This window comes from Sulfurimonas sp. (assembly GCF_028713515.1).
Lineage (GTDB): Bacteria > Campylobacterota > Campylobacteria > Campylobacterales > Sulfurimonadaceae > Sulfurimonas.
In genome coordinates this window covers 309,341-335,255 of the sequence record NZ_JAQTOD010000001.1, presented here as the reverse complement: position 1 = coordinate 335,255, position 25,915 = coordinate 309,341, and the positions used below count along the sequence as shown (strand labels likewise).

Below are 25,915 nucleotides of genomic sequence, written 5' to 3'. Positions count from 1 at the left end.
AATCTCTCTACAGCAAATCTAATACATCATCAATGGCATCTTCAAGTATCTCATGATCATAGCCAGCTTCCATTGCTTTATTGAGTCCGATATTTATAGCAACTTCACTAAGTGGCTTATTGATTGGTATTATTGTTTTTACTATATTTAGAGCCGTTGCATACTCTTTAGTCGCGGATGGAGCAGAGAGTGGGTTATCTGAGTACTTTATCATATCTATAAATTCTCCATCAAAACCCCAATGATTAAACACAATAGCTGCAATTTCACCACATGTATGCTCTGTATAAGATTTTTCAACTGCCGCTATATTATTTGAGTTTTCTATCTCACTGGCAAAACTCGTCATCTCATCTTGCTGAATAATCTCACTAGCTATAATAATTTTTCCCGTCTCTTGCAAAAAAGCTGCTAAATATAATTTTTCTGCTTTTTTAGCATCAACTTTCTTATACCATCTAAGCATTAGTGCAGCTTGAAGCGATGATATACGGGCAAACTCTTCTGAAGTTATTCTGTATGGTTGCATATCTACATTTAAGAGTTTCCTTATGGAATTACCTACGACTATTGAGCGAGTCATACTCATTCCAAAAAGAGAGACAGCTTGCGCAACACTTGTTATCTCTTTACTAAAATTATAAAGTGGAGAGCTTGCTGTTTTTAAAATATTTGCAACAATCATTGGGTCTTTTTCTATAGCTTTTGCCATCTCACTTATTGTGGAACTATCATCAGCATATATTCTATTTACTTCAAGGATTGTTGTTGAGAGCGGAGGAAGGGATTTAATACTATCAGCTATAGAAGTTTTCAATCAAAGCGCCTTTTTTTAGGTTTATTATATCATCAACTTACTTATACCAGACTCAACAAATTATGTACACATAGATACATAAGGCTAGTTAAGCTTACTGTTAACATGACACTCTGTAATAGATTTTGTTGGTCTTGTTATATAGTCGTATCCCTTATAGACAGTAAATACACCATATATTATTACAGCAAAAGAGGATAAGCTCATCATCATATTTCTAAAGTTTGTAGCACTTGAGAGAGTTGTTAAAAAGCCAAGAGAAAACATTGCAGGAGTGGTACTCAGCCCAAAAATCATCATCACAAACGCTCCATAAAATGGGCTTGCCGTACTTGCAGCAGTGATTGCAAAAAAGTAAACAAACCCACACGGCAGCAGTCCATTTAACATTCCAAGTATAAAAAAGCTGGAATTTGAGTGAGAGTTAAGAACTGCTCTAAAGGCTTCTTTATATATAGATGATGACGAAAAAGAGTGTTCTATTAGAGTTAAAAACTTTATCTTTCCCATGAGAGAGAGTCCTGCAAGAATCATAGCTAAACCTGCTACTAGAAAAAGTACTCCATTTGCATTGTTGCTAAAAGTTACCACGCCACCGAGCGCTCCAAATATTGCGCCGAGAATCGTGTATGTAAAAACTCTGCCAAAAGAGTAAAGCAGATGCGCTACTCCTTGAGATACTTTAGAGCTTTTTGGCTCAATCTTTATGGTTGAATATGCCAAAACAATTCCGCCACACATCCCGATGCAGTGCCCAAAAGAGCCAAGAAAAGCTATGCTTATAATTGTTAATATATTTACGGTTTCCATACTATTTTGCTATTTTCCTGAGAGTTGTTTTCTTATAAGTGGATTACGAAGCGTCTCTCCCCTTAACATCTTAAGTCGCATTGTATCAAAATCAACATACTCTTCTCTACTATTTTCATAAGCTCCAAATCCATTTCCCATAGCCGTTTTATCACTCAATGAGTAGTGAGCCACTCTGCCATCTATCCATTTTTTTGTATCTCTACTCATAACCCATATTTTTGCACCATCTTTAAACTCTTTGTCTTCTAGCCACTTCGCCATTCCACCGTGGTCATGAAAAAACCAAACTTTTCCACTTTTTGATATAACTTGTGAAGCATCTTTTAGGTCATTTATAACCATACCACAATCGCCATCCTGAAATGTATCTATCTGCATAGCAATGGGGAGCTGCGCTAAATCACCATCTTTGGTAACAATAAATTTTTTTACAGATGCGAGGGATAAAAATGTAGCAACAATAGCTATTGATATTATAGTAATAATCATAAAGGGCGCAAGTCTCTTTTTCATCTAATTATCTCCATGATTTTTTAGAAAATTTATATAAAAAGTGTCATATCTGCACTACATCAGAATGTGTGGCATAATTGTTTTGAATAAAAAATAGTGATTTTAGAAATAGTTTTGAAAATATACTATTTCTCATTTCTTACCTTAAATAGATAGATAATTTCTAGCAATAAGGAGGTATTAAAAATCAATTTTTGCCATCGGATGACAGACTTCTACTGTCTCTTTTAGATTCTCTTTTTGTATATGAGTATATATTTGTGTCGTTAAAAGCGAAGCATGACCAAGCAACTCTTGCACTATCCTTAAGTCTGCTCCACCAGAAATAAGCGATGTCGCATAAGAGTGGCGAAGCACATGCGGAGAGACTCCTAAATGTTTTTGAGTTATTTTATATGCAGAGATTCTGCTAAGTTTTTCGCCTTTGTAGTTACACCAGATATACTCATTTTTACTCTCTCTTGCCTGCATATAAAGCTCAACTGCACTTATTGCAACTTTAGCAACCGGAACCATTCTCTCTTTATCACCTTTTGTTTCTCGTATATGAAGCCAATCGCCATCTATATCATCTCTCTTTAAAGCCAAGCACTCACTAATCCTAGCTCCTGTTGCATATAAAAATAAAATTAAAGCATAGTCTCTAGCCCCAATCCATGAGTTTCTATCAATCAAATCAAGTGATGTTTGTATCTCTTTGTATGATAAAAATTTAGGCAGTAATTTAGCTATTTTGGAAAATTTTAGCTTTGTTTTTTCATCTGAAAATTGATTTTTATAGCAAAAATCAAAAAAAGCATTTACTGAAGAGAGCTTTCTGTTTAGTGTTCTTTTATTTTTGTAGACCCCCAAAAAACCAAAGAGAGTACTCGAGTCTAGCTTTACAAGTGGTCTATTGAGTCCATGCTCCAAAGCGAGTAAATCACTTTTATATGCCTCTATGCTCTTCTTGCTTAAGGCTCGTATAACGCTAATGTACTCTATAAAAGCTTCTAGCTCATTAGACAATAGGCTACTCTGCTGAGATATACTGGTTATTTATATAAAAAACTTTACCTGATAGATATATATACCCATCATCAATGCTTACCTTATAAACTCTATACTCAAGTAGATTTTTAGCAACTTCTATAACATAACCACTTTTTTCTAAAAGGTATAGTTTGTCACCGCTATTTACTATACCTAAAAGATGCGCAAAAGGGAATTTTATCTTTGCATTTTCTTTAAGTTCTGGCGTAAGAGAGATAACCTCACCCTGTTTAGTGGTTATAAAAATATTTTCTTTATCACTCACTGCGCCTCTAATATCATATGCAACTCTAATCTCTTTTTCTGCTAGAGAGAGTATCTTATATCCAGTCGCCGCAATAATTTTGTTATCAACTATATCAAAATAGATAATATTGTTAAACTGCTCTTCTCCACTAACAACAATTGTTCTTAATTTCTTTTTTGTTTTAGCGTTTATAATAACAATTTTTCCATCTAGAGTTGAAAAAGTTACCAAATCATCTTTAAAGTATGGTTTTACAATTTTTGAATTTACAGCAATTGGCGCATCACCGTTCTCCTTTAAAATCATTGCTTTAGTTGAGATTGAATATAGAGCCATTTCATTGTTTGAGAAAAGTACCGCAAGAGTGTCATCTTTTACGCTCGCAGATGCTATTGTTCTTTTTAGACTAAATTTTTGAGTTTTATTTAAATCTGCTAAATTATGCAGTGTTGTATTTCCATCGATATCTGCGCTAATAACCCAGCCATCACTATAGCTTATTAAATTATCATTTTTAGATATGTGTACCTTCTGCTCCACATCTAGCGCCAACACCCTATTATCTTCAATTAACGCAGCATCTTGAGCGATTTTTTTGATTACAACATCACTTTTACCGTGATTTTCCCAACTCCCAGAGATAAGCTTTGGTTTATATATCTCTTTCGAGCTACATGCACTAAGTAATATAGCAGCAGCTACGACAAATGCTAGATATATTAACTTTAAAATTTTACTTAACGCCATAGTGAAGAAGAGCCTTTGCTGTTTTACTTAAAGGTGACTCTTTTGGTATTTTTAGAAGTTTGTTATGAGCGTCTTCTATTTTATTTTCATTCATCAACATAATTGCACTTCTAATTAGCGCTAAATCTTTGAATATAGCGCCTTGTGTCGAAGCGTACTCATCAAGAGAAGATACACTATTTGCCAGCTCATATTTAGCCAAATCTCCAATTAGTGGTGCTTGTGAGTTTTCTAATTTCTTCATAGTTGTTAAATCTTTATTTGCAACTGCTTGCGAAAAACTCCACACTTCATAAAGATTGGGACTTAAAGATTTCAAATCATTTGAAACATCGCCATCTTTTGGATTTAAAAGAAGACTATCTAGTGCTATATTTGCATCTCTAATTTTAGTATTTTTATTTATCTCATAGGCAATATTTACACCAATAAACAAAATAACCATAACAACTAAAGCAATCATTGGTTTTTTATATTTCTTAATAAATCTCTCAGTGACTATCGCTTTTTCAAAAAATTTCTCTTCAGAGCTTAGCTCTTCTTTTACCATATTAATATTATCTTTTAAGCTCAAAAAACATTCCTCTATCTATAAAATATTCAAAATAGTATCGCATAGTTTGTTAAAGTTACATCAATTAGATGGATTTTTTAGTTAAAATTCTATCATCAAAATAAGGATTATATATGCAAGTAGATGACGCGTTGTTGACAAAATTAGAAAAATTATCATTTTTAAAAATTTCTGATGATAAAAGAGAGCAGATTATAACTCAACTATCAGAGATTGTTAACTTTGTTGATAATTTAAGTGAATTAAATACAAATGAGATTGATAGCAAATTTGCTGTGGGCAATGAAGCTACGCATCTAAGAGAAGATACAGTACAATTAGATGGTACAATAAACGAAAATATACTTAAAAATGCGCCACTATCTCAGGATAATTTTTTTATTGTTCCAAAAATTATAGAGTAACAGCAAAGCTTGTTTTAAACATGTAGTAGGATATAATAAATTTAATTCTTTAGATATAGAAAATAAAACTTTAGTAAAAAACAAAAAAAGGGATTATTGTGAGTGAAGAGGTAAAAAAATCTATTGATATAAAAAAATTATTAAAAAGTGTTCTACATTTTAAGTCTTCAGACTTGCACCTTGTTCCAGGCAGTGAACCACAGATAAGAATAGACAAGGCACTGAAGCCGCTAAATTTGCCCATATTGACCGCGAAAGAGGTTGAAGAGATGGCTTATTCTCTTATTGAAGATAAGCAAAAAAAGATATTTGAAGATAAAAATGAACTTGACTTCTCTTTTGAATTAGAAGATGTTGGTCGTTTCCGCGCAAACTACTATCGTACTATCGGAGGGATTGCATGTGCGTTTCGTATGATTCCAATCGAGATACCACCACTTGAAAAATTTAACAACAACCCAATCTTTAAAGAGCTTGTAAAAAAAGAAAAAGGGCTTATTTTAGTAACTGGACCAACTGGTAGTGGTAAATCGACTACACTAGCTTCAATGTTGCATGAGATTAATCTAACTGAAAACAAACATATTATAACAATCGAGGACCCAGTTGAATTTGTTCACAGCAACATCAAATCACTCTTTTCGCAAAGAGAAGTTGGCGACAACACTGCTTCATTTGCAACAGCACTAAAATTTGCACTAAGACAAGATCCAGATGTTATACTTATCGGTGAGATGAGAGATAAGGAGACTATTTCAGCGGCACTAACGGCGGCCGAAACTGGGCATATCGTATTTGGAACACTACACACAAATTCAGCACCTGCAACCATAAATCGTATTATAGATGTTTTTGATGCGGGTGAACAAGCTCAAGTTAGAGCCCAACTCTCATCCTCTCTTATCGCAATTATTTCTCAATCTCTTATGCCAAGAATCGGCGGTGGAATCGTCTCAACACAAGAGGTATTAATTACAAATCCAGCTATTCAAAATATTATTAGAGAAGATAAAGTTCATCAGATTTACTCTCAAATGCAACTAAACCAAGCTGAGACGCATATGACCACACAAACTGATGAACTTATAACACTTCTACAAAAAAGGGTTATATCAAAAGAAACCGCCATTAAAAGCTCAAATAGACCGGAAGAGTTAATGAAGATAATAGCTGCACTCTAGCTTCAAAATAATATAAAAATTCCAATTATCTCATTGGTATTTCCACTTAAAAATGGAAATACTCTAGTTTTTAGCGGTGTCATGCTTCACATATTGCAAAAGCGCCGGCATTAACATCAATAATATAAAAGTTCCTATCAGCATTCCCCCAACAACAACAATTGCTAATGGTTTTTGTACTTGTGAACCTACGCCCGTTGCCAGCGTTGCAGGAAGCAATCCAATTGAAGCAGTTAGTCCAGTCATTAAAATTGCTCTAAACTTATCTGAAGCGGTCTTAAAAATAGCCATTTCCATATTTTGTCCATTGTCGCGCAGTTGAAGATAATGTATGACAAAGATGGAAGCATTAAGAATACTAACCCCAAGGATTGATATAAAACCTACCGATGCGGAAACACTAAGGGATTGACCAAGGAACATTAAAAATATAAGACCGCCAAAAACAGAAAAGAGAGCTGCAGTCAATATTATAAAAGTATTTCTAAGTGATCCAAAATAGATAAAAAGCACTAATGTTATTAAAAATAGTGCAGAAGGTGTCATAACTTTTAAACGCCCAAAAGCACTCTGCATTTGTTCAAATCGTCCTGATAGACTAGTAAGATACCCTTCTGGCATTTTAACCGTCCTAATAACATCTTGAACTTTAGCTACAGTTCCAGATAAATCATTGGAAGCAACTGCAAATTTAATAGGTATTAAGCGTTTAAAATTCTCACGATAAATAAATGAAGCTCCCGTATCATAATAAATTTCAGTAATTTTTGAGAGTGGCACTATACCGCCATTTTCAAGAACAATAGGGATGTCCTTTATGTTTTCAATACTTTTTCTATAATAATCTGGAAAACGGACCACAAGATCAAATCGTTTATCCTGTTCAATGATTTTAGTTATTGCTCGACCATCCAATGATGACGAAATAACATCCATTAGCTCTTGAACATCAACTCCATATAAAGCTGCTCTTTCACGGTTTGCTTCTATAATAAGGCTCGGTTGTCCCGTTTCTTTAAAAATTCCAACATCAATTACACCATCAATTTTCTTTATTTTGGATTCAATCTCTTTTGCGAGACGATCAAGAATAAATAAATCATCTCCGAAAATTTTTATTGAATTTTCACCTTTTACGCCAGACATTGCTTCTGCAAGATTATCCTCTATGTACTGTGACACACTAATATCTGCTATTGGAAATGAAGTGCGCAGTGCTTGGCGAATTTCTTTTTCTAGCTCTTCTTTACTAATGCCACGATGCCAATCTTTGTAATCTTTAAGTTTTACAAAATACTCAGTATTAAATGGTCCTGTTGGATCTGTTCCATCCTCAGGGCGACCTGCCTGAAATTCAATTGTTTTTACTTCTGGATATTTTGCCAAAATATCACGCATTTTTTTGGAATTTTCATAACTTTTATTAAGACTTATGGAGTATGGAAAGATAGCGCGGATATAGAGATTTCCTTCATCCATTTTAGGTAAGAATTCAGAACCTAGAGTTGTACCTATCAAAATTGTAAGTGCAAAAATAACTCCAGTTGCGATAAGTGCCATTTTACTAGTAATTCTTGAAACACTTTGCATATATTTTTCTTTTAACCGCTCAAGAATTGGCGACACTCTCTCATGCGAATTAACCAAGAAACTAAACTTGCTAGCCAAAAGAAAACTAAATGTTAAAATAAACGCAAAAGCGATTGCATAAACATATGTTTTAGCCATAGGAAGAAAGATTTGAGATTCAGCTCCCTTCATGGCAAAAAGCGGAATAAATGCAAGGAAAATAATAAGGATGGCAAACATAATTGGCTTACCAACTTCACTTGCAGTCTCCAAAATAGCAAAAGTATGCTCACGACCTTGATGCTTTAAACGGAAATAATTTTCAATAACAATAAGAGGGATATCAACAATAATTCCAAAATCTATAGCGCCTAAAGACAAAAGATTCGCTGACTCATGCTGGTAAGCCATCAACGCAAGTGTATAAAGAAGAGACATTGGAATAATTGCTGCCACAATTAATGCTGCACGCAAATCACCCAAGAAAATAAGAATAACAACAAATACTAGAATCATACCGACGGAAGCTGTTTCTTTAAGCTTATCCACAACAGTGTGAAGTAAATCTTGGCGGTCATAAAAAGGGACGACTTTGATATCTTTTGGAAGTATTCCATTATTAAGTTCGTCAATCTTTCTATGCAATTCATCCATTGCAGCTACACTCGGTGCATTTTTACGAAGAACAACAACACCCATAACAATATCATTGCTCTTATCCAAGCCCACAAGACCTGTACGCGGCATTGCAGAGATTGAAACATCTGCAATATTTTTAACAAAAATAGGGTGATTGGCAATGGTAGCTACAATAGTATTTTCAATATCTTTAACGGTCTTTATAAGACCCACTCCTCGGATTGTATAATATTGATCTCCAAACTCTAATACGCGACCTCCAACATTAACATTACTTTTAGAGAGTGCTTCAATAACTGTGCTTAATGAAATTTTATATTTAACCAAATCATCTGGGCGAACAACAACAGAATATGCTTTTATTGTACCTCCGTAACTCCCAATATCAGCAATATTTGGAACAGTTTTCAGATATCGTGACACAACCCAGTCTTGGTAAGTACGCAGTTCAGTCATGCTGCGATTTCCCTTAACTTGATAACGCATGATTTCACCAATAGCGCTTGGAATAATCTCTGGAGTTACCCCTACTGGCAAATCTGCTTGGGCAAGCCGATTTAAAACCTCTTGACGAGCATCTTTATAGGACACATCATAAGAAAATTTACATTTAATATCAGATAGCCCATATAATGAAACACTATTAACATTATCAAGTCCAGGCATACCGGCTAGTGCAATCTCTAACGGTGCAGTAATCTGTTTTTCTATCTCTTCAGCAGAATGCCCTTCATTTGTGGTTACAATCTCTAAAATAGGTGGTGCAGGATCTGGAAATGCTTCAATATTGAGATCACGAACAATCAATATGCTCACAGCAACAGCAATAGCAGTAAAAAGCAATACGGCAAGAAAATTTTTTATAAAAAAATTGGCTAACCTTTGCATGTTACTCTTTATCCAAAGAGATTGCCTCTTTAGCAATCTCTACTTTTTTTGAAAGTCCCTTTATAAGCGAGAAATCATCTTTGGGATCATCACTAGCTAGAGTTACTGTTGTAGGAACAAATGCATCATTTTTTTTGACAAATACAATAAATTTTCCTTCTTTAAAAAGTAAAGATTTCTTGGGAATTGAAAATGCATCTTCTATTTCAATATTAGAAAGCACATCTACAAACATATTAATGCGTAACTCTGGAATATCAACCAAAGGTTTAATATAAACCTTATTTGTTTTATTTTCAGGATCCAATACATCACTGATATATGTAACCTTCCCCTCAATACTTCGCTTTCCTTCTAAACTTTTTATAATAACTTTTTTTCCTACAAAAAATGCCGATAAATCTTTTTCATATACAGTTGCAACAATTATTTTTTTATGAATATTTGCAATTTTTAAAAGTTGTTGCGCAGAATCATTAGATACTTTATCACCTATATGGGCGTTAATTTCATATACAACTCCATTAATAGGAGAACGAACCATTAAAGTTTGTCCCGATGAAGCTCCAATATAATTTAATTTTTGTATGAAACCGTTGAGAAGTGCTTTTGCTTGTTCCGCATTACTTTTAGATATACTTAGGTCGTTTGCAGTTATAGCCCCTATTTTAAAGAGTTCTGTATTCATAGAGTAGAGGTGATTTGCTTGAGTGTAGGCAGCCTCAGCGGACAAACGGCTGTTTTGAATATCACTAACATCAGAAGAACGAATAGCAACAAGTGATGAGTTTTTAGAAATTTTATCGCCTATACCAACATGCAATACATCAACAACACCCGATATTGGTGAAACTATTGATATTATTCCATCAGGAGAAGGTTGCACAGAAGCAGTTGCTTTTACCTCACTACTAAATTTGCCATATTTTGGCAATACTGTTGTAATTGTTGGTTTTATAGATACAATTTCTTTTGATTCAGCACTCCCTTTTTGACATCCAGAAAACAATATAAACAAAGCAGTGTAAGATAGAGCAAGTAATATAAATCGCATTAATTTCCTTTAAATTCTTTTAAAAATAGTTCTGAATTGAGTTTTAAGAGGGCATACGCACCATGCAAATCAACAAAAGCTTGATTCATTTTCCTTTGATAGTCACGATAACTTTTTTGAGCATCGATTAGTTCTAATACTGACATTCCCTTAAGAGCAAAAATCTTTTCTTCTTTTTCTTTTAACTCTTTTGCAGAACTAAATCCATCTCTCATTGCATTATATATTTTAATATATGATTGAACGGTTTTGTAACTTTGAATAATTTCCATCTTAGCGGCATCAAGTGCCCTATTTGAGAGGCTAACAGCTTGAAGAACTCCAATGCGAGCTTTTTCTATAGTTCCCTCATTGTGGTCAAAAATAGCAAGAGGAATAGAAGCACTAATGCCAACCAAAGGTTCGTAATTTGGTCCATAAGAAGAGTAATCAATACCAAAACTTATATTTGGTACAGCATTGGCTTTTTCAAGTTTTAGCGTTGCTTCAGTTATCAATAAATTCTCTTTTGCTGCCTTATAGTCTGTTCGCTCATTTATTCTATCTAAATATTTTTCAAGTGGCTCAATAGTGTTTATAGCACTTGATGGTGCAATTGCAATAATTTCTGATGATGGAAGGGCCAGCATAAAAGCAAGATTTTCACGATCCACCGCCAAAGAAAGAGCGCTATTTTCCACATCTTTTGCATAATCAATTTCTTGAAGTAATATTTTTTGATAATCTACTTGCGATAAAAAACCTCTATCAAATTTAGCTTTTGCAACAGCAACTATTTTCGCATAATCCTTTGCGTTCTCTTTCCCATCCGCTAAATCATTTTGATCATTTAATACTCCATAATAAGCATCAACTAAAGTTCTTAAATTTTTTCTAACAATATCGTCATATAGTAATCCGCTAAACGCTATAGAGCGATGCGCTAAATCAATCCTTCGTTGACGCTTATCTGCTGTCTCATATGTATGAACCAACAAGATACTTGGACTCATTCCAGTACCAGCTGAAGCATCGGTAGATTTCTTGCTAAGCTTCATATACTCATTTGAAATATTAAGAGTAGGATTTGGGTGTTCTTTTGCCGTTGTAAGGTCAGCATAAGATTTATCAGCCTCTTGCCGAGCAATTTTGAGCTCAACACTATGTTCCAGATATTGTTTAACGGCAGCATCAAAACTAAAAGTCTCTCCAAATAGAGATGGAACAATTAACAATAGCAACAATAAAAAATAAATAATTCTCAAATATGTGCCTTTAAAAAAATAATTCTTAGCGCAATGATATCAGACCACAAATGAAATTAGTAAATAGATAGTAAAAACCATAATATACATATATTCATTCTATCCACACAACCTATGTAATTTATTTTATGAACTACATTTATATTAGAAAATACATATAACAATGCTAAATAGATTTATAATCTATTTTGTCTAAACTTTATCATCTTAAAACGCTCGCCTAAAAAATTTGGCATTATTAATATTTTTACTTTTTCCAGTTCTTGCTTGTATATCTTCTCATCTGATTTTTCTTTCAATATCTCTAATAGATCTAAAATCCCCATGTTAACAAGTGCTGTCATTTGGGCTTTTAACTCTAAAAACTCAACACTTGCACTAACAAATGCATCTTTTACATGTTCAAAGGTCACATCATAAGTTATATCAGAATTTGCAAACAATTCAGCGCGGTTTATTTTTTCATCAAAAAATGGAATTACATTATGTTTTGCATATACTCTAATTGAAAAATCTGGTCTGGCACTCATCTCCCCATAATCAAAACTCATAAACTCAAACTTCTTACATGAGGCTGCCATATCTTTTGCAAACTCTTCATAACCTATGGCAATCTCGCCTCTATCTTTATAGTATTTTTTAGTTTTTTCTTCTGTAAAACTATCATCAATATCAAAAATTATCTCATGTCTCTCAACTCTAGCACACTTACCTTTGTAATACAGCTCGCAAGGAAAAGCATCAAATATCTCATTTGCCACAAAGAAGGCATTGTTGCACTTTAACTCTTTTAAAGATTTATAATGTGTTAATTTTACAACATCGCCGAAGCTCTCTTGGAAATAGTTTATTTGAAAATCTTTTAGTGAGTCGTATCGCTCGATGATTACAAAATCAAGAGTTTTTAGAAGTTCTGGTCTGAGTGTATATATAAACTCAACGATATCCGCCAAGAAATAGCCATGATGGGCGCCAATCTCGCAGACAGTTCCATCTTTAGCTAAAAATCCCTCATCAACTAACCTTATGATGTGATTTGCAATAGTTCCACCAAAAAATTTACTACTACTTACAGCAGTATAAAAGTCGCCATCTTTTCCTATACTCTTATATGTCATATAATAGCCATTTTCGCCATAAAGCCATTGGTTCATATACTCACTAAACTTCATCTGTGTACATCTCATAAAGTGACAGCAACTCTAGCTGCTTATCTAAGTCGAAAATCATAGAGTTAAGTCTAGCAATCTCCACTGAATTTTCTAAAATCTCTACATCATATTGTGTTTTATAGCCAGCCTTATATAGCTCTTTTGTATCGAGAAGTAGCTCGCTATACATGTCTATATTTTCAATACTTAACTGTTTTTTCTTCTGGAAACTCTCAATATTCTGCATAACCTGCTCAAACATAGCAGAGAGCTCTCTTTTTTTGTCTGTTTCTAATATTTTTGACTCCAGATACTCTAGCTTTGCCGTTTGTATATCGTCTGAGCTATTTATATTTAGTGGCATAGAAATTTTGAAGCCATAATTTGCATAATCCGTACTTCCACCACCCATAGTTACGCCACCAAAATTAAGATTCTCAATCTTATCCCAATTATATCCACCATATACATTTATAGATGGAAGGTATTTTGAAGTGGTAATATTTTTAGCATATCTATTTTTTTCTGTTAAACTTTTTGAAAGTTTATAAGAGATGTTGTTTGCTAAAAATTTATCTTCACTAATAAGCTCTAGATGCGGCAAAATTGCATCTTGGTAACTCAAATCACTTATAGTACAAAACTTTGAAACAGCTCTCTCTTTGCTGGCTTCTATGTCAAAAAGAGCCTGAATCACAACATTCCTATCTATGATTGCGCTATTTAAAAAGCCAGAATCAAGCTGACCATTTAGATAATCCTCTTTTTTTTGAGCAAGAGATATTTCTGAATTTTTAATCAAAAGTTGCTGTTTTTTTATATTCATATCGCTCTGTTTTATCTGCATCAAAAGAGAGATAGCATCTTTAATTAGTTTTCTTTTTGCAACATCAACTGAGTATTTGGAGTAAGTTCTAGATGCCTCTGCGAACTTGATTCCAAAATATATCCCGCCACTTTGAAATATAGGTTGATCAATAGTTATGGAAGTTTTTTTCGTAACCGTATCTGCATCATACGCCCCACTAACGCCATAGTTGTAGTTGAGCATCACAGGAGAAATCCAAGAGTTTCTTAGCTTATCACTGCTAGATTTAGTTTTTTCACGCTCTAGTTTATAATAATCCTGCTTATCTTTGGAGAGATAATTTTCTAAATTATCGTACTTCTCCTGCGCAAAAATCTGAGTGCTATATAGAACTAAGAGCGCGATTAAGGGCTTTAAAACCTTCATCTATTTCCTCTTTTGTAATTGTTAAAGCTGGTAAAAGTCTCAGCGTATCACGCCCTGCTTTTAAAACTATAACGCCCTCTTCTCTTGCATTTGTGATGATTTTAGTTAAAGTGTCAGCATCTTTTACACGCAAACCACACATCATACCGATGCCCACTTTTGATGTAAAAATATCTCTGCATGAGTCATAAAATTTCTCTAATTCAGCGTCAAAATAGTCTATACCTTTTTGTAACTCTCTGCTCTCATACATCTCATTTAAAATGTCCACAACTTCACAAGCAGCGCTTGAGCTTAAGAAATTACCACCAAAAGTTGAACCATGGTCTCCTGCACTAAAAATATCTTTTAGAGTTGTCATAACAACACCTATTGGAACGCCACCACCTAAACCTTTTGCAAGTGTTACAACATCAGGCTTGATGTCATAGTAGTTAGATGCCAAAAACTTCCCTGTTCTATAAACTCCAGTTTGAACCTCATCAATCATCAAAAGAACATCTTTTTCTTTTAAAAATTTTGCAAGTTTTTGAACTGACTCTTTATCTAGTGGTTGAACTCCTCCCTCTCCTTGAACAAGCTCTATCATAACGGCACAAGTGTGGTCATCTACCAAACTCGCAACATGGTCTATATCATCTGCATACACAAAACCATCAGGATAAGGTCCAAAATAGTTATGCATCTTCTCTTGTCCAGTTGCTTTTACGGTTGTAATAGTTCTTCCATGAAAAGAGTGTTGAAGCGTTATTACTTTGTACCTCTTTAGTTCGCCATCTTTTTCACCAAACTTTCTAGCTATCTTGATTGCACCCTCATTTGCCTCTGCTCCGCTGTTTCCAAAGAAACACATCATGTCATATCCACTAGCCTCAACTATCTTTTGTGCCGCACGCGCTTGTGGCGCTATATAGTAGAGATTTGAAGTGTGTGTTATATTTGAGAGTTGTTTACAAATTGCATCATTTACTCTTTTATTTGCGTGTCCTACACTACAAACCGCTATACCTGAAGCAAAGTCTATGTACTTTTTTCCATTGGCATCAGTAAGCCTTGCATTATCACCACTCACAAACTCAACATCTGCTCTTGCATAAGTTGGCAAAACGAAATTTTTATCTAAATCTTTTATGTTGTTCATCTTTTTATCTCTACCCTGTTTTCTTGAAATATTGCACTTTTTCCATCTTCGCTGTGCTTTGAAGTTGTTAAATTATTTACACCCTTAGTACCACTATAAATCATAATAGTATCGGGCCTCAAATCGCTACTATTTTTTACTCTTAATTCGACGCTTCCATTTATGGAGCTAATTGTAACAACTTCACCCTCACTAAATCCTAAAGAGTTGTGCAGATAGACACAATTTTCCCTGTTGAACTGCGAGTTTAGACTGGTTTGACTCTTTGGTGTTATAAGATGGAACTTTTCATTTGTATCCATTCCTATTTCAAACTCTTCTAGAAATAAAAACTTGCCATTTTTTGTGTCAAAACCATCTTGATACGGTATCTCTTCCCTGCTTTCTACATAGAAGACGCCGTCCATTTTCTTAATAGCAAAATTTTTAAAGTGATCTATATAAAACTCCTCTTTTTCTATCTCGATATTAAACTCTCTACACAAATAAGCACTCAAATCATACTCGCTAATTCCACTCTTACGCTCATCAACTTTTGGCATAAGCATCATCGCATTGTGTGAATATGATGTCCGCAAGTCATTTTTATACAAAAAACTCTTAGCGGGTATAACTAGATTTGCTATCTCGCTTGTCTCGTTTTCATGAAGTCCGAAATAGATTACATTTTGTAGTCCTGACATTGACTTTCGCACCCTTAGAGTATCTGGCATCTGAGAAAGTGGATTTGCGCCCTGAACAAAGAGTGTTTTGTAATCAGAAAATTCAGTATCTACTTTTGAGACTCTTTTTGCATCTCTAAAAAATGGCGAAGTGATTCCAGCTTTTGATTCACCAAGATATGCCACGCCACAGCCCTCCTTACCAAAAAGCCCCAGCATAACAGCAAATGCGTCGATGGCTCTCATAATATCAGCACCATCACTATATTTTTGTATGCCTACACCACAAACGATGGCTACTCTTTTGCCTCTAACCAGATCTAAAACTGCTCCAACTTCTCCAAGTGTCACATCTATCTGCTCTAGTGTTGCTTTTATTCTTATACTTTGAGTAAGCTCATAATACTCCTCATAATCACTTGCATACTCATCCAAATATTCAATATCACAACCATTTTCTATATGTAAAAAACGACTAAGTAGCATTGCTAAAAGCTTATCGCCACGCGGTTTTATCTGAATATACAAATCAGCAATTTTAGCTATTTTTGTTTTAAGAGGATCAATAACAATAATAGTTTTATCTTTAATAAGCGGTAGCAGATGAGTAGAAGTTGTGTGCGGATTTCTACCCCAAAATATCACAACCTCAGATTTTGCTATCTCTTGGATTGACATATTTTTATTGCTTCCTCTACCTTGAATAATCCCAGCTTCCCCTGCTCCGTCACAAAGAGTTCCATCTATTAGTGTTGCTCCAAATGAAGCAAAAAAATGATCAGTCACCTCTTGCATAAGAGCAAAGTTTCCAGAGCCACGATAGTGCAATATCTCACTTTTTTGAGTTAAGAAAATTATCTCTTTTAGTTTTACAATAGCTTCTTCTAAACTTATCTCTATACCGTTATATCTCGGCTTAGTTATGATTTGATGCTTTTCATAATGATTTAAATGTGGGCACAAAAAGCCATTAGTGTGTCCGGATTTCAGACCTTTTAACACACCATCATCATAAACAATCTCACATGCGTCATAACAATCCAGTGGACATGCTGTAGTTTTTTTCATGTTATTTATCTTCAACTTCAACTTTAACAAGTTTTGAAAATAGCTTTGGAGACTCTATAACTATCTGTGCCATATATTTTGATATATTTTTACCATCAGCAATACTCAGCAATCTTGATATTTTATATGATGTTTTAATACCATCAATATATATAACTTTTTGTTTTGCATTCGCTACATCCGCCTCATCAAGATACAGAGTAAGTTTTGCTTTAGATACATCTGCAACTTTTGCAATAGGAGTAGAAATTCCAACCACCTGTCCAGATTTTACAAGCAACTCATAAAGAGTAAATCCTTTGGCGCTTATTTTTTTATCTCTTAGCGTTCTTTGAAGCTGGACTTCTCTTAGCTTCATATCGCTAATTTGTATTTTTAGATTTTCAATCTCTTTTTTTGTGCTCAGATATAGATTTTCATTAGAGACAAGGTCATAAAACTCTTTATCTTTTTCCACAGTGGATTTAAACTTTAAACCCTCTACTTTCTTATAATTTTCTCGTTTTTTACTCAAAGTATCAGATAGATTTAACAAGACGCTTTCGTTAACTTTTATAATCTCTTTTATGGAGATAATTTTGCTCTGAATGTAACCCAACTCTTCTCTATCAACTTCTGAATCTATCACGACAAAAGCAGAGGAGGAGAGTTTTGTGCCGACTAGATTTTCATCAGCACTGATAACCAGTCCAGCGACGCTTGATGATATATTTCTAAGCTCAAATGGCTCAACTTTCGCATAGTAAACTTTCGCAAAAGAACAAGTAACCACAAAAGTAAGAGCTATAAAAATTCTAACCATACAAAATCCCTTTTAGCATAAATAATTAGTGCTGATTTTACCACTTCATTACTAATATTTAAGCATTATCCATTTATTTTTTTGGTATTATAAAGCAGTATTTAATAAAGTATATTAACTCAAAAAATATTTCTAAAATATACCAAAAAGGAGAATTATGTCTGTCTTGGATAATGTAGATTCTGCCACAAATCTAGCAAAAAATAATGAGTTACAACTACTTGTGTTTAGAGTGAGTGACAAATCAGACTCTGCTTACTATGCTATCAATGTTTTTAAAACCAGAGAAGTGGTGGAGTCAAAAAACCACTATTTAACCCAAATTCCATCTTCGCATGCGATGCTTGAAGGCACAATAGTCCTTCGCGGATTACAAATCCCAATACTTAATCTCCCATCATGGCTTGGAATAGCCCTCACAAGAGAAGAGTTAGGTAGATCAAATATACTTATTTGCGACTTCAATGGAATAATTATTGGTCTTAGAATAATGTCAGCCTTTAGAGTAATCAAGAAAAACTGGAACGAAATGCACGCGCCAGATAGCTATAGAGTTGGTGATAACAATGTTGTAATCAATGACACAAGATTAGAAGATGGCAGTATTTGTCTGATACTCGATTATGAGAAACTCCTAGCAGATGTTGTTCCGCAAGCTATGGTAGATGTTAATGAATCGCCTCTAAATTTATCAAAAATTGAAATCCCTATAAAACTTAAAAATGGTATTGTTTTAATTGCTGAAGATTCAAAAACAGCACAGAAACATTTAACCCAGATTTTTGAAAACTCTCAAATAAAAATGAAACTTTTTAACAATGGGAAACTTCTTGTTGATTATATAAATGCTCTCGGAGACGATGTTTCACGGATTCCAGCTATAATTACGGACATAGAGATGCCGGAGATGTCTGGATTTACAGTAGTTAAGCTCTTAAAAAATAATCCCAAAACAAAAAATATTCCAATAATCGTAAATAGTTCTATGACTGGAAACAATAACAAAAGAGAAGCAGAAGTTTTAGGAGCAGATGGATTTATAGATAAAACAAAAAGCCATAATATCTTACCGTTAATAATTAAAATTATGACGAAACCAAACTAAGTAAAAAAAATTGCAAAACATAGCACCTCTTATAAAGGCAAGAGGCGCTATGAACCTATTTAAATATTGACAGTATCACTCCAGCGGCAATAGCTGAGCCAATAACACCTGCAACATTTGGACCCATCGCATGCATCAAGAGCATATTTGTTCTATCATACTCCAAGCCCATCTTGTGCGAAACACGAGCAGCCATAGGAACAGCAGAGACGCCAGCTGAACCAATCAGAGGATTTATTTTACTTCCAGGAAAAAGGTTCATTATTTTGGCCATTATAATACCAGAAGCCGTTCCAACAGAAAAAGCAACAATCCCAAGAGCTAAAATTGCAAGCGTCTCCGCCACTAAAAACTGATCAGCCACAAGTTTAGAACCGACAGCTAGACCTAAAAATATTGTAACAGTATTGATAAGTACATTTTGCATAACATCAGAGAGTCTATCTACAACACCAGACTCTTTTAAAAAGTTACCAAACATAAAAGCACCGATTAATGGGGTTGACTCTGGTAAAATTAAGATAGCAAGCACTAGAACCATAAGCGGAAATATTAGTTTCTCTAGACGCGAAACATGACGAAGAGTACTCATCTTTATTTTTCTCTCTCTCTCGCTTGTTAGCGCTTTCATAATTGGAGGTTGAATGATTGGGATCATCGCCATATATGAGTATGACGCAACAGCTATTGCTCCAAGAAGCTCAGGAGCAAGTTTTGTTGCAATATAAATTGATGTCGGACCATCTGTGCCACCGATTATTGAAATTGCAGATGATTGCTGAAGAGTAAAGTTGAAAATATCTGTGTACTGAGATAACACCACTGCACCAATAAGAGTTCCAAATATACCAAACTGAGCAGCACCACCTAAAAGAGCAGTCTTTGGGTTAGATAAGAGTGGACCAAAATCAGTCATTGCTCCAACACCCATAAATACCAAAAGCGGGAAAAGTTGATTTGATAAACCCATACTATAAATAATTCCAAGAAGTCCATCTGGGCCACTTATGCCAGCTATTGGTATATTTGCAAGAAGACCACCGAAACCTATCGGCAGGAGTAGAAGCGGTTCAAATTCCTTTTTTATCGCCAGATAAAAGAGCACAAATGTGACCAGTATCATAATCAGGCGTCCCCAAGTTTTATGGAAATCGCTCATCTGTTCACCATGGGAGTTTAACTCATCTGGACTTGGATTAATAAACGCATTTATTCCCGTTGACTCTAGAAATCCAACTATCATTTCAGAGAAGGGCTTTGGGATATAGTTCTCTTCTTTTTCAACACTAATACTTGAAGAGACATTTGCATAAGCACTATTTAAACCAAACAACATAAATAGTACAAAAAACTTTATTATGACTTTTTTCATATATCTATCCTAGCACAGCTACTATCTGACCTTCAACTACTTTATCATTTGTAGCAACATTAATAGACTTGACTACACCACCTTTTGGTGCAATAATATCAATTTCCATTTTCATAGATTCAAGTATTAAAATAACATCACCCTCTTGAACACTCTGACCTGGATTAGCAACTATCTTCCAAACACTTCCAGGTAAAAGCGCTTTGATATTTATCCCTGAAACCGCTGCAGCTACTGGAGCAGTTGGTGCCGCTGGAGTTGATGTACTCTCTCCATTTACTGCTGTTACTTGAATGTTTGCATCACCCTCAGCCACTTGAACACTAAATTTTTGACCATCAACCACTACTGTATAATTTCCGCTACCCATATTTGACTCTCCCTGCTCTGTTTTTGTTTCTAATTTTTTCATCTCTGATATTTTACGAACATTTAATTCGCCCTTACCCTTTAAAAAAGCAATTCCTTTATCTTGACATGCTGCTGCAATAAAGATGTTCTCTTCTGTGATTTCAACATCCTCTTCTTTAAGTCTATTTATCCAAGTCTCTACAGATTTACTCTCATCAGCATTTGCTAAATCAAGAGCTTTCTCGGTAGTGGGCGGCAAACCTAACTTCTCAGAAGCAATTCTTACAATCTCAGGATCTGGTGCAACTGGAGTTTTTCCAAAATATCCAAGAACCATTCTTCCATAGCCTGGAGCAATTGCATTCCATGGACCTTGCATAACATTGTTTAGTGCTTGTTGAAAATAAAATTGAGATACTGGGGTTACAGATGTTCCATAGCCACCCTTTTCTACAACTTCCGTCATAGCAGCTATAACTTCTGGGAATTTATCTAATATACCATTATCACGCATCATCTGTGTATTTGCAGTTAGCGCACCGCCAGGCATTGGCGAAAATGGAATAAGTGGAGAAACCATAGTTGCTTCAGGAGGCATAAAATAGTCCGCCAAACAAGATTGTAACACTTTCTCGTAAGTTAATATTTTGTTAATTTCTAATCCGCCAAGATCATAATTCATACCTTTTGTAGCATGAATCATAGTTAAGATATCTGGCTGACTTGTTCCTCCACTAACAGGAGAAGCCGCCATATCAATTCCATCAACACCAGCCTCAAGAGCAGCTATATAACCAGCAACAGATACGCCAGCTGTTTCATGTGTGTGAAGACGAAGATGTGTTCCCTCTGGAACTAACTTTCTTGCCATCGTAATAGTTTCAAACACTTTTTGTGGATTTGATGTTCCAGATGCGTCTTTAAAACATATACTGCTATATGGGATACCACTATCTAGGATTTCACGAAGGATTTTCTCATAAAACTCAGCAGTATGCGCACCATGACAACCAGGAGGAAGATCCATCATTGTTACAACAACTTCATGCTTAAGTCCATGATGCACGATTCTCTCACCAGAATATCTAAGATTTTCAATATCATTTAGAGCGTCAAAGTTTCTAATGGTCGTAGTTCCATGTTTTTTAAACATTTTTGCATGCAAGTCTATCAAGTCTTTAGAACCAGTATCTAGCATTACTGTATTTACTCCACGAGCAAGAGTTTGAAGGTTTGCATCAGGACCCACAATACTCCGGAATTTATCCATCATCTCAAACGCGTCTTCTCTCAGGTAAAAATACAGGGACTGAAATCTCGCCCCACCACCAAATTCAAAGTGAGTTATTCCTGCATTTTTTGCCGCGTCAACAGCTGGGAAAAAATCATTCATCAATACACGACCACCAAAAACTGACTGGAAGCCATCTCTGAATGTTGTATCCATTACATCTATAAATTTTTTTGCCATATTTACTCCCTAACTTCTATGATGTTTTATTGCAGCTACAATCGCTGCAACAATTTTTTGATTATTTAATTGATTATTTATCTCTATAGGATCTGCTTCTGGGTACTGCTTGGTTAAAATAGCTGACATAGTATTCATTGCCACTATCATTATTGCTATAAACAAGAAAACAGTTCCTGTACCTAACAGCATAATTTTAGCACCCTCTACAACAAGATTAGTTTCCATAAATACACCTTCTAGCTACAAATTTATATAATTGTATGATAAATATGTTTAAAAAGAGTTTCCATTTTTCTTATAAATTTCTAAAAAAAGTTAAAAAGATAATACAATTCGCCAACAAAACAACCAGGAGTTTTTATGATAAAAAATAGTGTTAAAAAATTTGGACAGATCAACACAACAGAAGGATACTCATATATTATATTGCTTTTTATCGCGATGCCTATGAAATATTTTTTTGCATTTCCAATCGCCGTAAAAGTTGTTGGTATGATTCATGGAATTTTATTTATAATATTTTGTTTTTTGCTCATTAAGGCTTCTCTTGATGCAAAATGGTCACTTAAATATACTCTCATATTTTTTCTGGCATCGCTTGTACCGTTTGGAACTTTTTTTACAAAAGAGAAAATAAAAACTTATGAGTAAAAAAGTTTATTTTAGATAAAATTTTTTACTATTTAAACAAGGAATTTTAACAATGATCGCTGGAATGAATGAGCAAGATTTTTTTGCATATATTATTTTTGGAATAATTTTAAACTTTACTTTTTCAATCTTTTTTGGTGTATATCTAAGTAAAAACATAGGTGTGCACGAGATGATAGAATCAAAAGGCAATAAAGAACAATCACTTTTAGTGTCTATATCTCTTTTTATTCCATTTGTAAAAATGATTATTACACTTTATAGAGTTGCAATACTGCAGCTTTATTTTCTAGACAAAGGCTACTCTCATAAAGAGTTTTGGATCTATATGACAACCAACCGCTCTTAATAGATAAAATAAAGGTGAATTTATAATGAGTGATTTTAAACTAAAAATTGTTCTTGCTATCTTAGGTGCAATTATTTTTTCGTTTTTATTTATCATACTTGCATTTGTTTTACCAGTCACAAAGGAAGACAAATCAACTTTAAAAAAACAAAAAGAGTTTAGTTGGCACACAACGCAATAATAAGTATATCTTTATAGGGAATTTTTTACTCGTATTAAACTCAATGTATCATATGCGCATTTCGGATTTAATTTTACCGCCAATATCTCCAAAGCCTTTGCACACAAACGAAGATAATCAAGGTCCGTTTTAGACATAATGACTTCCAGCACTATAGACGCATCCTTAATCCTAAGATTTCTTGCAACACCAAGGTTTTTATGTGCAAGATTTACTATATCACCATAATCCAAGTCAATGTTTTTACTGCTATCATCTATTAGTTTGTCTATATATTTATCAAATTTTGATTTTGATTTTAATATTTGTATAACATAATCTTCAACAAGCTGAATAACCTCAGATCTATCTAAACATAGCTCTTCCATAGCTTCTAAGATGTCATATCTATATTCAGCTATATCTAAATCTTTAAAATATTTATCTAAAAAGTAGTTTCCATCATCAAGCATCTTATCAATTAAAATGCGAAGCTCAGCATTTTTCTGCTCTCTTTTCTCTTTGTATATATTAATCATATTTGTAAGATACCATAATTATCTTATCTATTGACTAAAAAGTAATAATAAAAATTATTATAAAGAATTTTGATATTAAAAGGATAATGGTTGCAATCATTAAAGAGTTCAAATAACACAAAAGAGTGTTATTTGTAAATATTATATAGCTTTACTTATAATTCTGTTTAATCTAGCGATAAATTCTGCTGTATCACCGAGCTCTTGACCATCAAAAAGTTTCGCTTGATCTAGTAAAACATGAGCAGCATCATTAATAAGATTTTGATCAACTGATTCTTTTAGCTTGATTATAAGCTCATGCTTAGGGTTTATCTGAAAAATTGGAGCTGGAGCCGGCACATCAGCGCCTTGTCCCATTTGTCTCATCATCTGTGCCATCATGTAAGATGGATCTTCTTTATCTACCTTTATTGCAACAGGAGAATCAGTCAAATCAAATGTTGTCTCAACAGACTTAACGCTATCTCCAAGAGCGTCTTTAAACTCTTTTACTAAGCCTTCATAAGTTTTTGCAACTTCCTCTTCTTCTTTTTTCTCTTCATTACTCTCCTCGAATTTTGCATCAGCAACTGGAACAAGCTTATACTCTTTATACTCAGTTACCATTGGGAATATAATGGCATCTATCTCTTCGTTTAAAACTAAAACATCAATTCCACGAGACTTAAATCTCTCTAATGATGGTGAATTTTTTAACATACTTAATGTGGTTTTACCAGTGATATAGTAGATCTCTTTTTTATCAGTATTTACATTTTTAACAAACTCTTCTATATCTATTTTTTCACTTGAATTTAGTGTGTTGAACTGTAAAAGTTCTAGAATTTTTTCACGATTTGAGAAATCATTATAGAGTCCCTCTTTTAAAACATTGCCAAATTCAGCATAGAATTTACTATACTTTTCTTTATCATTTTTAGCCAATTTTGCAAGTTCTGAGAGTACTTTTTTCACAGAAGCGTTTTTAATCTTTGCCATTACTGCGTTTGATTGTAAAATCTCACGAGAAACATTTAATGGAAGATCTTTTGAGTCGATTACACCGCGCAGAAATCTCAAATATGTCGGCATTAACTCTTTTTCATCATCTGTTATGAAAACACGGTTTATGTAGAGCTTGATTCCTGTTTTATAGTCAACTCTATAGAGATCCATAGGCGCTTTACTTGGGATGTAAAAAAGTGTTGTATACTCAATAGCGCCCTCCGCTTTGTTGTGCATCCACGCCAAAGGCTCCTCTGAAGAGTGAGCGATTGAGCTGTAAAAATCCTTATACTCTTCATCTTTTATCTCATTTTTTGAGATTGTCCAGAGTGCATTAGCACGATTAATTTGAGTATTTTCTATATCCGTTCTTGATGGCTCTATCTCTTTTCCATCTTCATCTTTTTTAGCTGAAACATATTTTTCTTTATCCATAAATATTGCGAATGGAATATGATTTGAATATTTTTTAACGATAGATTCTACTCTATGAGCCTCTAAAAATTCCATCTCGTCATCATTTAGATACATAACAATAGTGGTTCCGTGTCCGTCTTTAGTTGCACTCTCTAGCTCAAACTCACCATCGCCACTGCTTGTCCACAAATACGCGCTCTCTTCACCTGCTTTTTTTGATGTAACTTCAACTTTGTGCGCAACCATAAAACAAGCGTAAAAACCAACACCAAATTGACCAATAAGATTAGAATCTTTTTTCTGATCGCCTGACATATTTTCTAAAAATGCTTTTGTACCAGATTTTGCGATAGTTCCAAGATTATTCATCAAATCATCTTCATTCATACCGATACCGGTGTCGCTAATCGTTAAAGTTTTAGCCTCTTTGTTAGCTATGATATCTATGCGTGGAGAGAAACTTACATTTTTATATGCGTCATCAGTTAAAACTAACATATTGAGTTTATCTAGCGCATCTGAGGCGTTTGAGACTAACTCACGAAGAAAAATCTCTTTGTTTGAGTAGAGTGAGTGGATCATTAAGTGTAAGATTTTGTTTGCTTCTGTTTGAAATTGATGTTTTGCCATTTATATGTCCTTTTTTGTAAAAATTCTTGTAAGTTTAACAAAAAAAAGTAAATGCTAAGAAGATTATCAACTAAGTTTAGTCTTTATGACTAAACTTATC

Annotated in this window: 25 protein-coding genes; 6 read left to right on the top strand and 19 right to left on the bottom strand. The window is 34.1% G+C overall.

Annotation, left to right across the window (positions count from 1 at the left end):
* Window positions 1-7: 7 nt before the first annotated feature.
* The 6 genes from PHV22_RS01695 to PHV22_RS01670 form a co-directional block, all read right to left on the bottom strand.
* Window positions 8-817: an HDOD domain-containing protein gene (locus PHV22_RS01695; RefSeq protein ID WP_295021284.1), complete on the bottom strand. Its 810-nt coding sequence runs from the start codon at window positions 815-817 to the stop codon at window positions 8-10.
* 84 nt (window positions 818-901) lie between these two features.
* Window positions 902-1,627 carry a sulfite exporter TauE/SafE family protein gene (locus PHV22_RS01690; protein ID WP_295021286.1) on the bottom strand — a complete coding sequence of 242 codons (726 nt, stop codon included), beginning with the start codon at window positions 1,625-1,627 and terminating at the stop codon, window positions 902-904.
* Between the two features lie 9 nt (window positions 1,628-1,636).
* On the bottom strand, window positions 1,637-2,143 hold the full coding sequence (locus tag PHV22_RS01685; protein WP_295021288.1) for a hypothetical protein: 507 nt from the start codon (window positions 2,141-2,143) through the stop codon (window positions 1,637-1,639).
* A gap of 180 nt (window positions 2,144-2,323) precedes the next feature.
* Window positions 2,324-3,151 carry a tyrosine-type recombinase/integrase gene (locus PHV22_RS01680; RefSeq protein ID WP_295021290.1) on the bottom strand — a complete coding sequence of 276 codons (828 nt, stop codon included), beginning with the start codon at window positions 3,149-3,151 and terminating at the stop codon, window positions 2,324-2,326.
* 4 nt (window positions 3,152-3,155) lie between these two features.
* Entirely contained in the window at window positions 3,156-4,169 is a 1,014-nt protein-coding gene (locus tag PHV22_RS01675) for a hypothetical protein (RefSeq protein WP_295021292.1), read from the bottom strand.
* Window positions 4,156-4,743: a hypothetical protein gene (locus PHV22_RS01670; RefSeq protein WP_295021294.1), complete on the bottom strand. Its 588-nt coding sequence runs from the start codon at window positions 4,741-4,743 to the stop codon at window positions 4,156-4,158. The genes PHV22_RS01675 and PHV22_RS01670 overlap by 14 nt, the downstream gene beginning before the upstream one ends.
* 113 nt (window positions 4,744-4,856) lie before the next feature.
* Here PHV22_RS01670 and gatC point away from each other — a divergent pair, with 113 nt between their 5' ends.
* Complete coding sequence (gatC, locus tag PHV22_RS01665; protein ID WP_299945316.1) at window positions 4,857-5,147, top strand: Asp-tRNA(Asn)/Glu-tRNA(Gln) amidotransferase subunit GatC; 291 nt, start codon at window positions 4,857-4,859, stop codon at window positions 5,145-5,147.
* Between the two features lie 98 nt (window positions 5,148-5,245).
* A complete protein-coding gene (locus tag PHV22_RS01660) occupies window positions 5,246-6,328 on the top strand; it encodes a type IV pilus twitching motility protein PilT (RefSeq protein ID WP_299945313.1) in 1,083 nt (360 codons plus the stop codon).
* A 63-nt stretch (window positions 6,329-6,391) separates the two neighbouring features.
* On the opposite strand, the gene PHV22_RS01655 is transcribed toward PHV22_RS01660, so the two are convergent.
* The 8 genes from PHV22_RS01655 to PHV22_RS01620 form a co-directional block, all read right to left on the bottom strand.
* Window positions 6,392-9,424 (bottom strand): CusA/CzcA family heavy metal efflux RND transporter, encoded by a 3,033-nt coding sequence (locus PHV22_RS01655; RefSeq protein ID WP_299945309.1) that lies wholly within the window; start codon window positions 9,422-9,424, stop codon window positions 6,392-6,394.
* Between the two features lies 1 nt (window position 9,425).
* Complete coding sequence (locus PHV22_RS01650) at window positions 9,426-10,478, bottom strand: efflux RND transporter periplasmic adaptor subunit (RefSeq protein ID WP_299945307.1); 1,053 nt, start codon at window positions 10,476-10,478, stop codon at window positions 9,426-9,428.
* Window positions 10,478-11,722 (bottom strand): TolC family protein, encoded by a 1,245-nt coding sequence (locus PHV22_RS01645; protein WP_299945304.1) that lies wholly within the window; start codon window positions 11,720-11,722, stop codon window positions 10,478-10,480. The genes PHV22_RS01650 and PHV22_RS01645 overlap by 1 nt, the downstream gene beginning before the upstream one ends.
* A 176-nt stretch (window positions 11,723-11,898) precedes the next feature.
* Window positions 11,899-12,894 carry an SAM-dependent methyltransferase gene (locus tag PHV22_RS01640; RefSeq protein ID WP_299945301.1) on the bottom strand — a complete coding sequence of 332 codons (996 nt, stop codon included), beginning with the start codon at window positions 12,892-12,894 and terminating at the stop codon, window positions 11,899-11,901.
* Window positions 12,884-14,107 carry a TolC family protein gene (locus PHV22_RS01635; protein ID WP_295021300.1) on the bottom strand — a complete coding sequence of 408 codons (1,224 nt, stop codon included), beginning with the start codon at window positions 14,105-14,107 and terminating at the stop codon, window positions 12,884-12,886. Before PHV22_RS01635 ends, PHV22_RS01640 begins: the two co-directional genes overlap by 11 nt.
* The gene (locus tag PHV22_RS01630) at window positions 14,064-15,248 is read right to left on the bottom strand and encodes an aspartate aminotransferase family protein (RefSeq protein WP_295021302.1); all 1,185 of its coding nucleotides are present in this window, start codon (window positions 15,246-15,248) and stop codon (window positions 14,064-14,066) included. The genes PHV22_RS01635 and PHV22_RS01630 overlap by 44 nt, the downstream gene beginning before the upstream one ends.
* On the bottom strand, window positions 15,245-16,978 hold the full coding sequence (locus PHV22_RS01625; protein WP_295021304.1) for a molybdopterin-dependent oxidoreductase: 1,734 nt from the start codon (window positions 16,976-16,978) through the stop codon (window positions 15,245-15,247). Before PHV22_RS01625 ends, PHV22_RS01630 begins: the two co-directional genes overlap by 4 nt.
* A 1-nt stretch (window position 16,979) precedes the next feature.
* Window positions 16,980-17,780, bottom strand: a complete 801-nt coding sequence (locus PHV22_RS01620) for an HlyD family secretion protein (protein WP_295021305.1) — start codon at window positions 17,778-17,780, stop codon at window positions 16,980-16,982.
* A 157-nt stretch (window positions 17,781-17,937) separates the two neighbouring features.
* On the opposite strand from PHV22_RS01620, the gene PHV22_RS01615 reads away from it, so the two are divergent.
* Entirely contained in the window at window positions 17,938-18,885 is a 948-nt protein-coding gene (locus PHV22_RS01615; RefSeq protein ID WP_295021307.1) for a chemotaxis protein, read from the top strand.
* Between the two features lie 55 nt (window positions 18,886-18,940).
* Here the strand turns inward: PHV22_RS01615 and PHV22_RS01610 are convergent, their stop codons facing one another.
* From PHV22_RS01610 to PHV22_RS01600, 3 genes are read right to left on the bottom strand one after another with little or no spacing between them, the layout of a single operon-like run.
* Window positions 18,941-20,257 carry a sodium ion-translocating decarboxylase subunit beta gene (locus tag PHV22_RS01610; RefSeq protein ID WP_299945291.1) on the bottom strand — a complete coding sequence of 439 codons (1,317 nt, stop codon included), beginning with the start codon at window positions 20,255-20,257 and terminating at the stop codon, window positions 18,941-18,943.
* A gap of 4 nt (window positions 20,258-20,261) precedes the next feature.
* Window positions 20,262-22,079: a biotin/lipoyl-containing protein gene (locus PHV22_RS01605; RefSeq protein WP_295021311.1), complete on the bottom strand. Its 1,818-nt coding sequence runs from the start codon at window positions 22,077-22,079 to the stop codon at window positions 20,262-20,264.
* A 9-nt stretch (window positions 22,080-22,088) separates the two neighbouring features.
* Entirely contained in the window at window positions 22,089-22,307 is a 219-nt protein-coding gene (locus PHV22_RS01600; protein WP_295021312.1) for an OadG family transporter subunit, read from the bottom strand.
* A 135-nt stretch (window positions 22,308-22,442) separates the two neighbouring features.
* Here PHV22_RS01600 and PHV22_RS01595 point away from each other — a divergent pair, with 135 nt between their 5' ends.
* From PHV22_RS01595 to PHV22_RS01585, 3 genes are read left to right on the top strand one after another with little or no spacing between them, the layout of a single operon-like run.
* Window positions 22,443-22,733 carry a DUF3817 domain-containing protein gene (locus PHV22_RS01595; protein ID WP_295021313.1) on the top strand — a complete coding sequence of 97 codons (291 nt, stop codon included), beginning with the start codon at window positions 22,443-22,445 and terminating at the stop codon, window positions 22,731-22,733.
* A gap of 52 nt (window positions 22,734-22,785) precedes the next feature.
* Window positions 22,786-23,082 carry a hypothetical protein gene (locus tag PHV22_RS01590; RefSeq protein ID WP_295021314.1) on the top strand — a complete coding sequence of 99 codons (297 nt, stop codon included), beginning with the start codon at window positions 22,786-22,788 and terminating at the stop codon, window positions 23,080-23,082.
* Window positions 23,083-23,107: 25 nt separating this feature from the next.
* A complete protein-coding gene (locus PHV22_RS01585) occupies window positions 23,108-23,263 on the top strand; it encodes a hypothetical protein (protein WP_295021315.1) in 156 nt (51 codons plus the stop codon).
* A gap of 11 nt (window positions 23,264-23,274) precedes the next feature.
* Here the strand turns inward: PHV22_RS01585 and PHV22_RS01580 are convergent, their stop codons facing one another.
* Both PHV22_RS01580 and htpG read right to left on the bottom strand, forming a co-directional pair.
* Window positions 23,275-23,781 carry a hypothetical protein gene (locus tag PHV22_RS01580; RefSeq protein WP_295021317.1) on the bottom strand — a complete coding sequence of 169 codons (507 nt, stop codon included), beginning with the start codon at window positions 23,779-23,781 and terminating at the stop codon, window positions 23,275-23,277.
* Between the two features lie 141 nt (window positions 23,782-23,922).
* Complete coding sequence (htpG, locus tag PHV22_RS01575) at window positions 23,923-25,815, bottom strand: molecular chaperone HtpG (protein WP_295021319.1); 1,893 nt, start codon at window positions 25,813-25,815, stop codon at window positions 23,923-23,925.
* Window positions 25,816-25,915 lie beyond the last annotated feature (100 nt).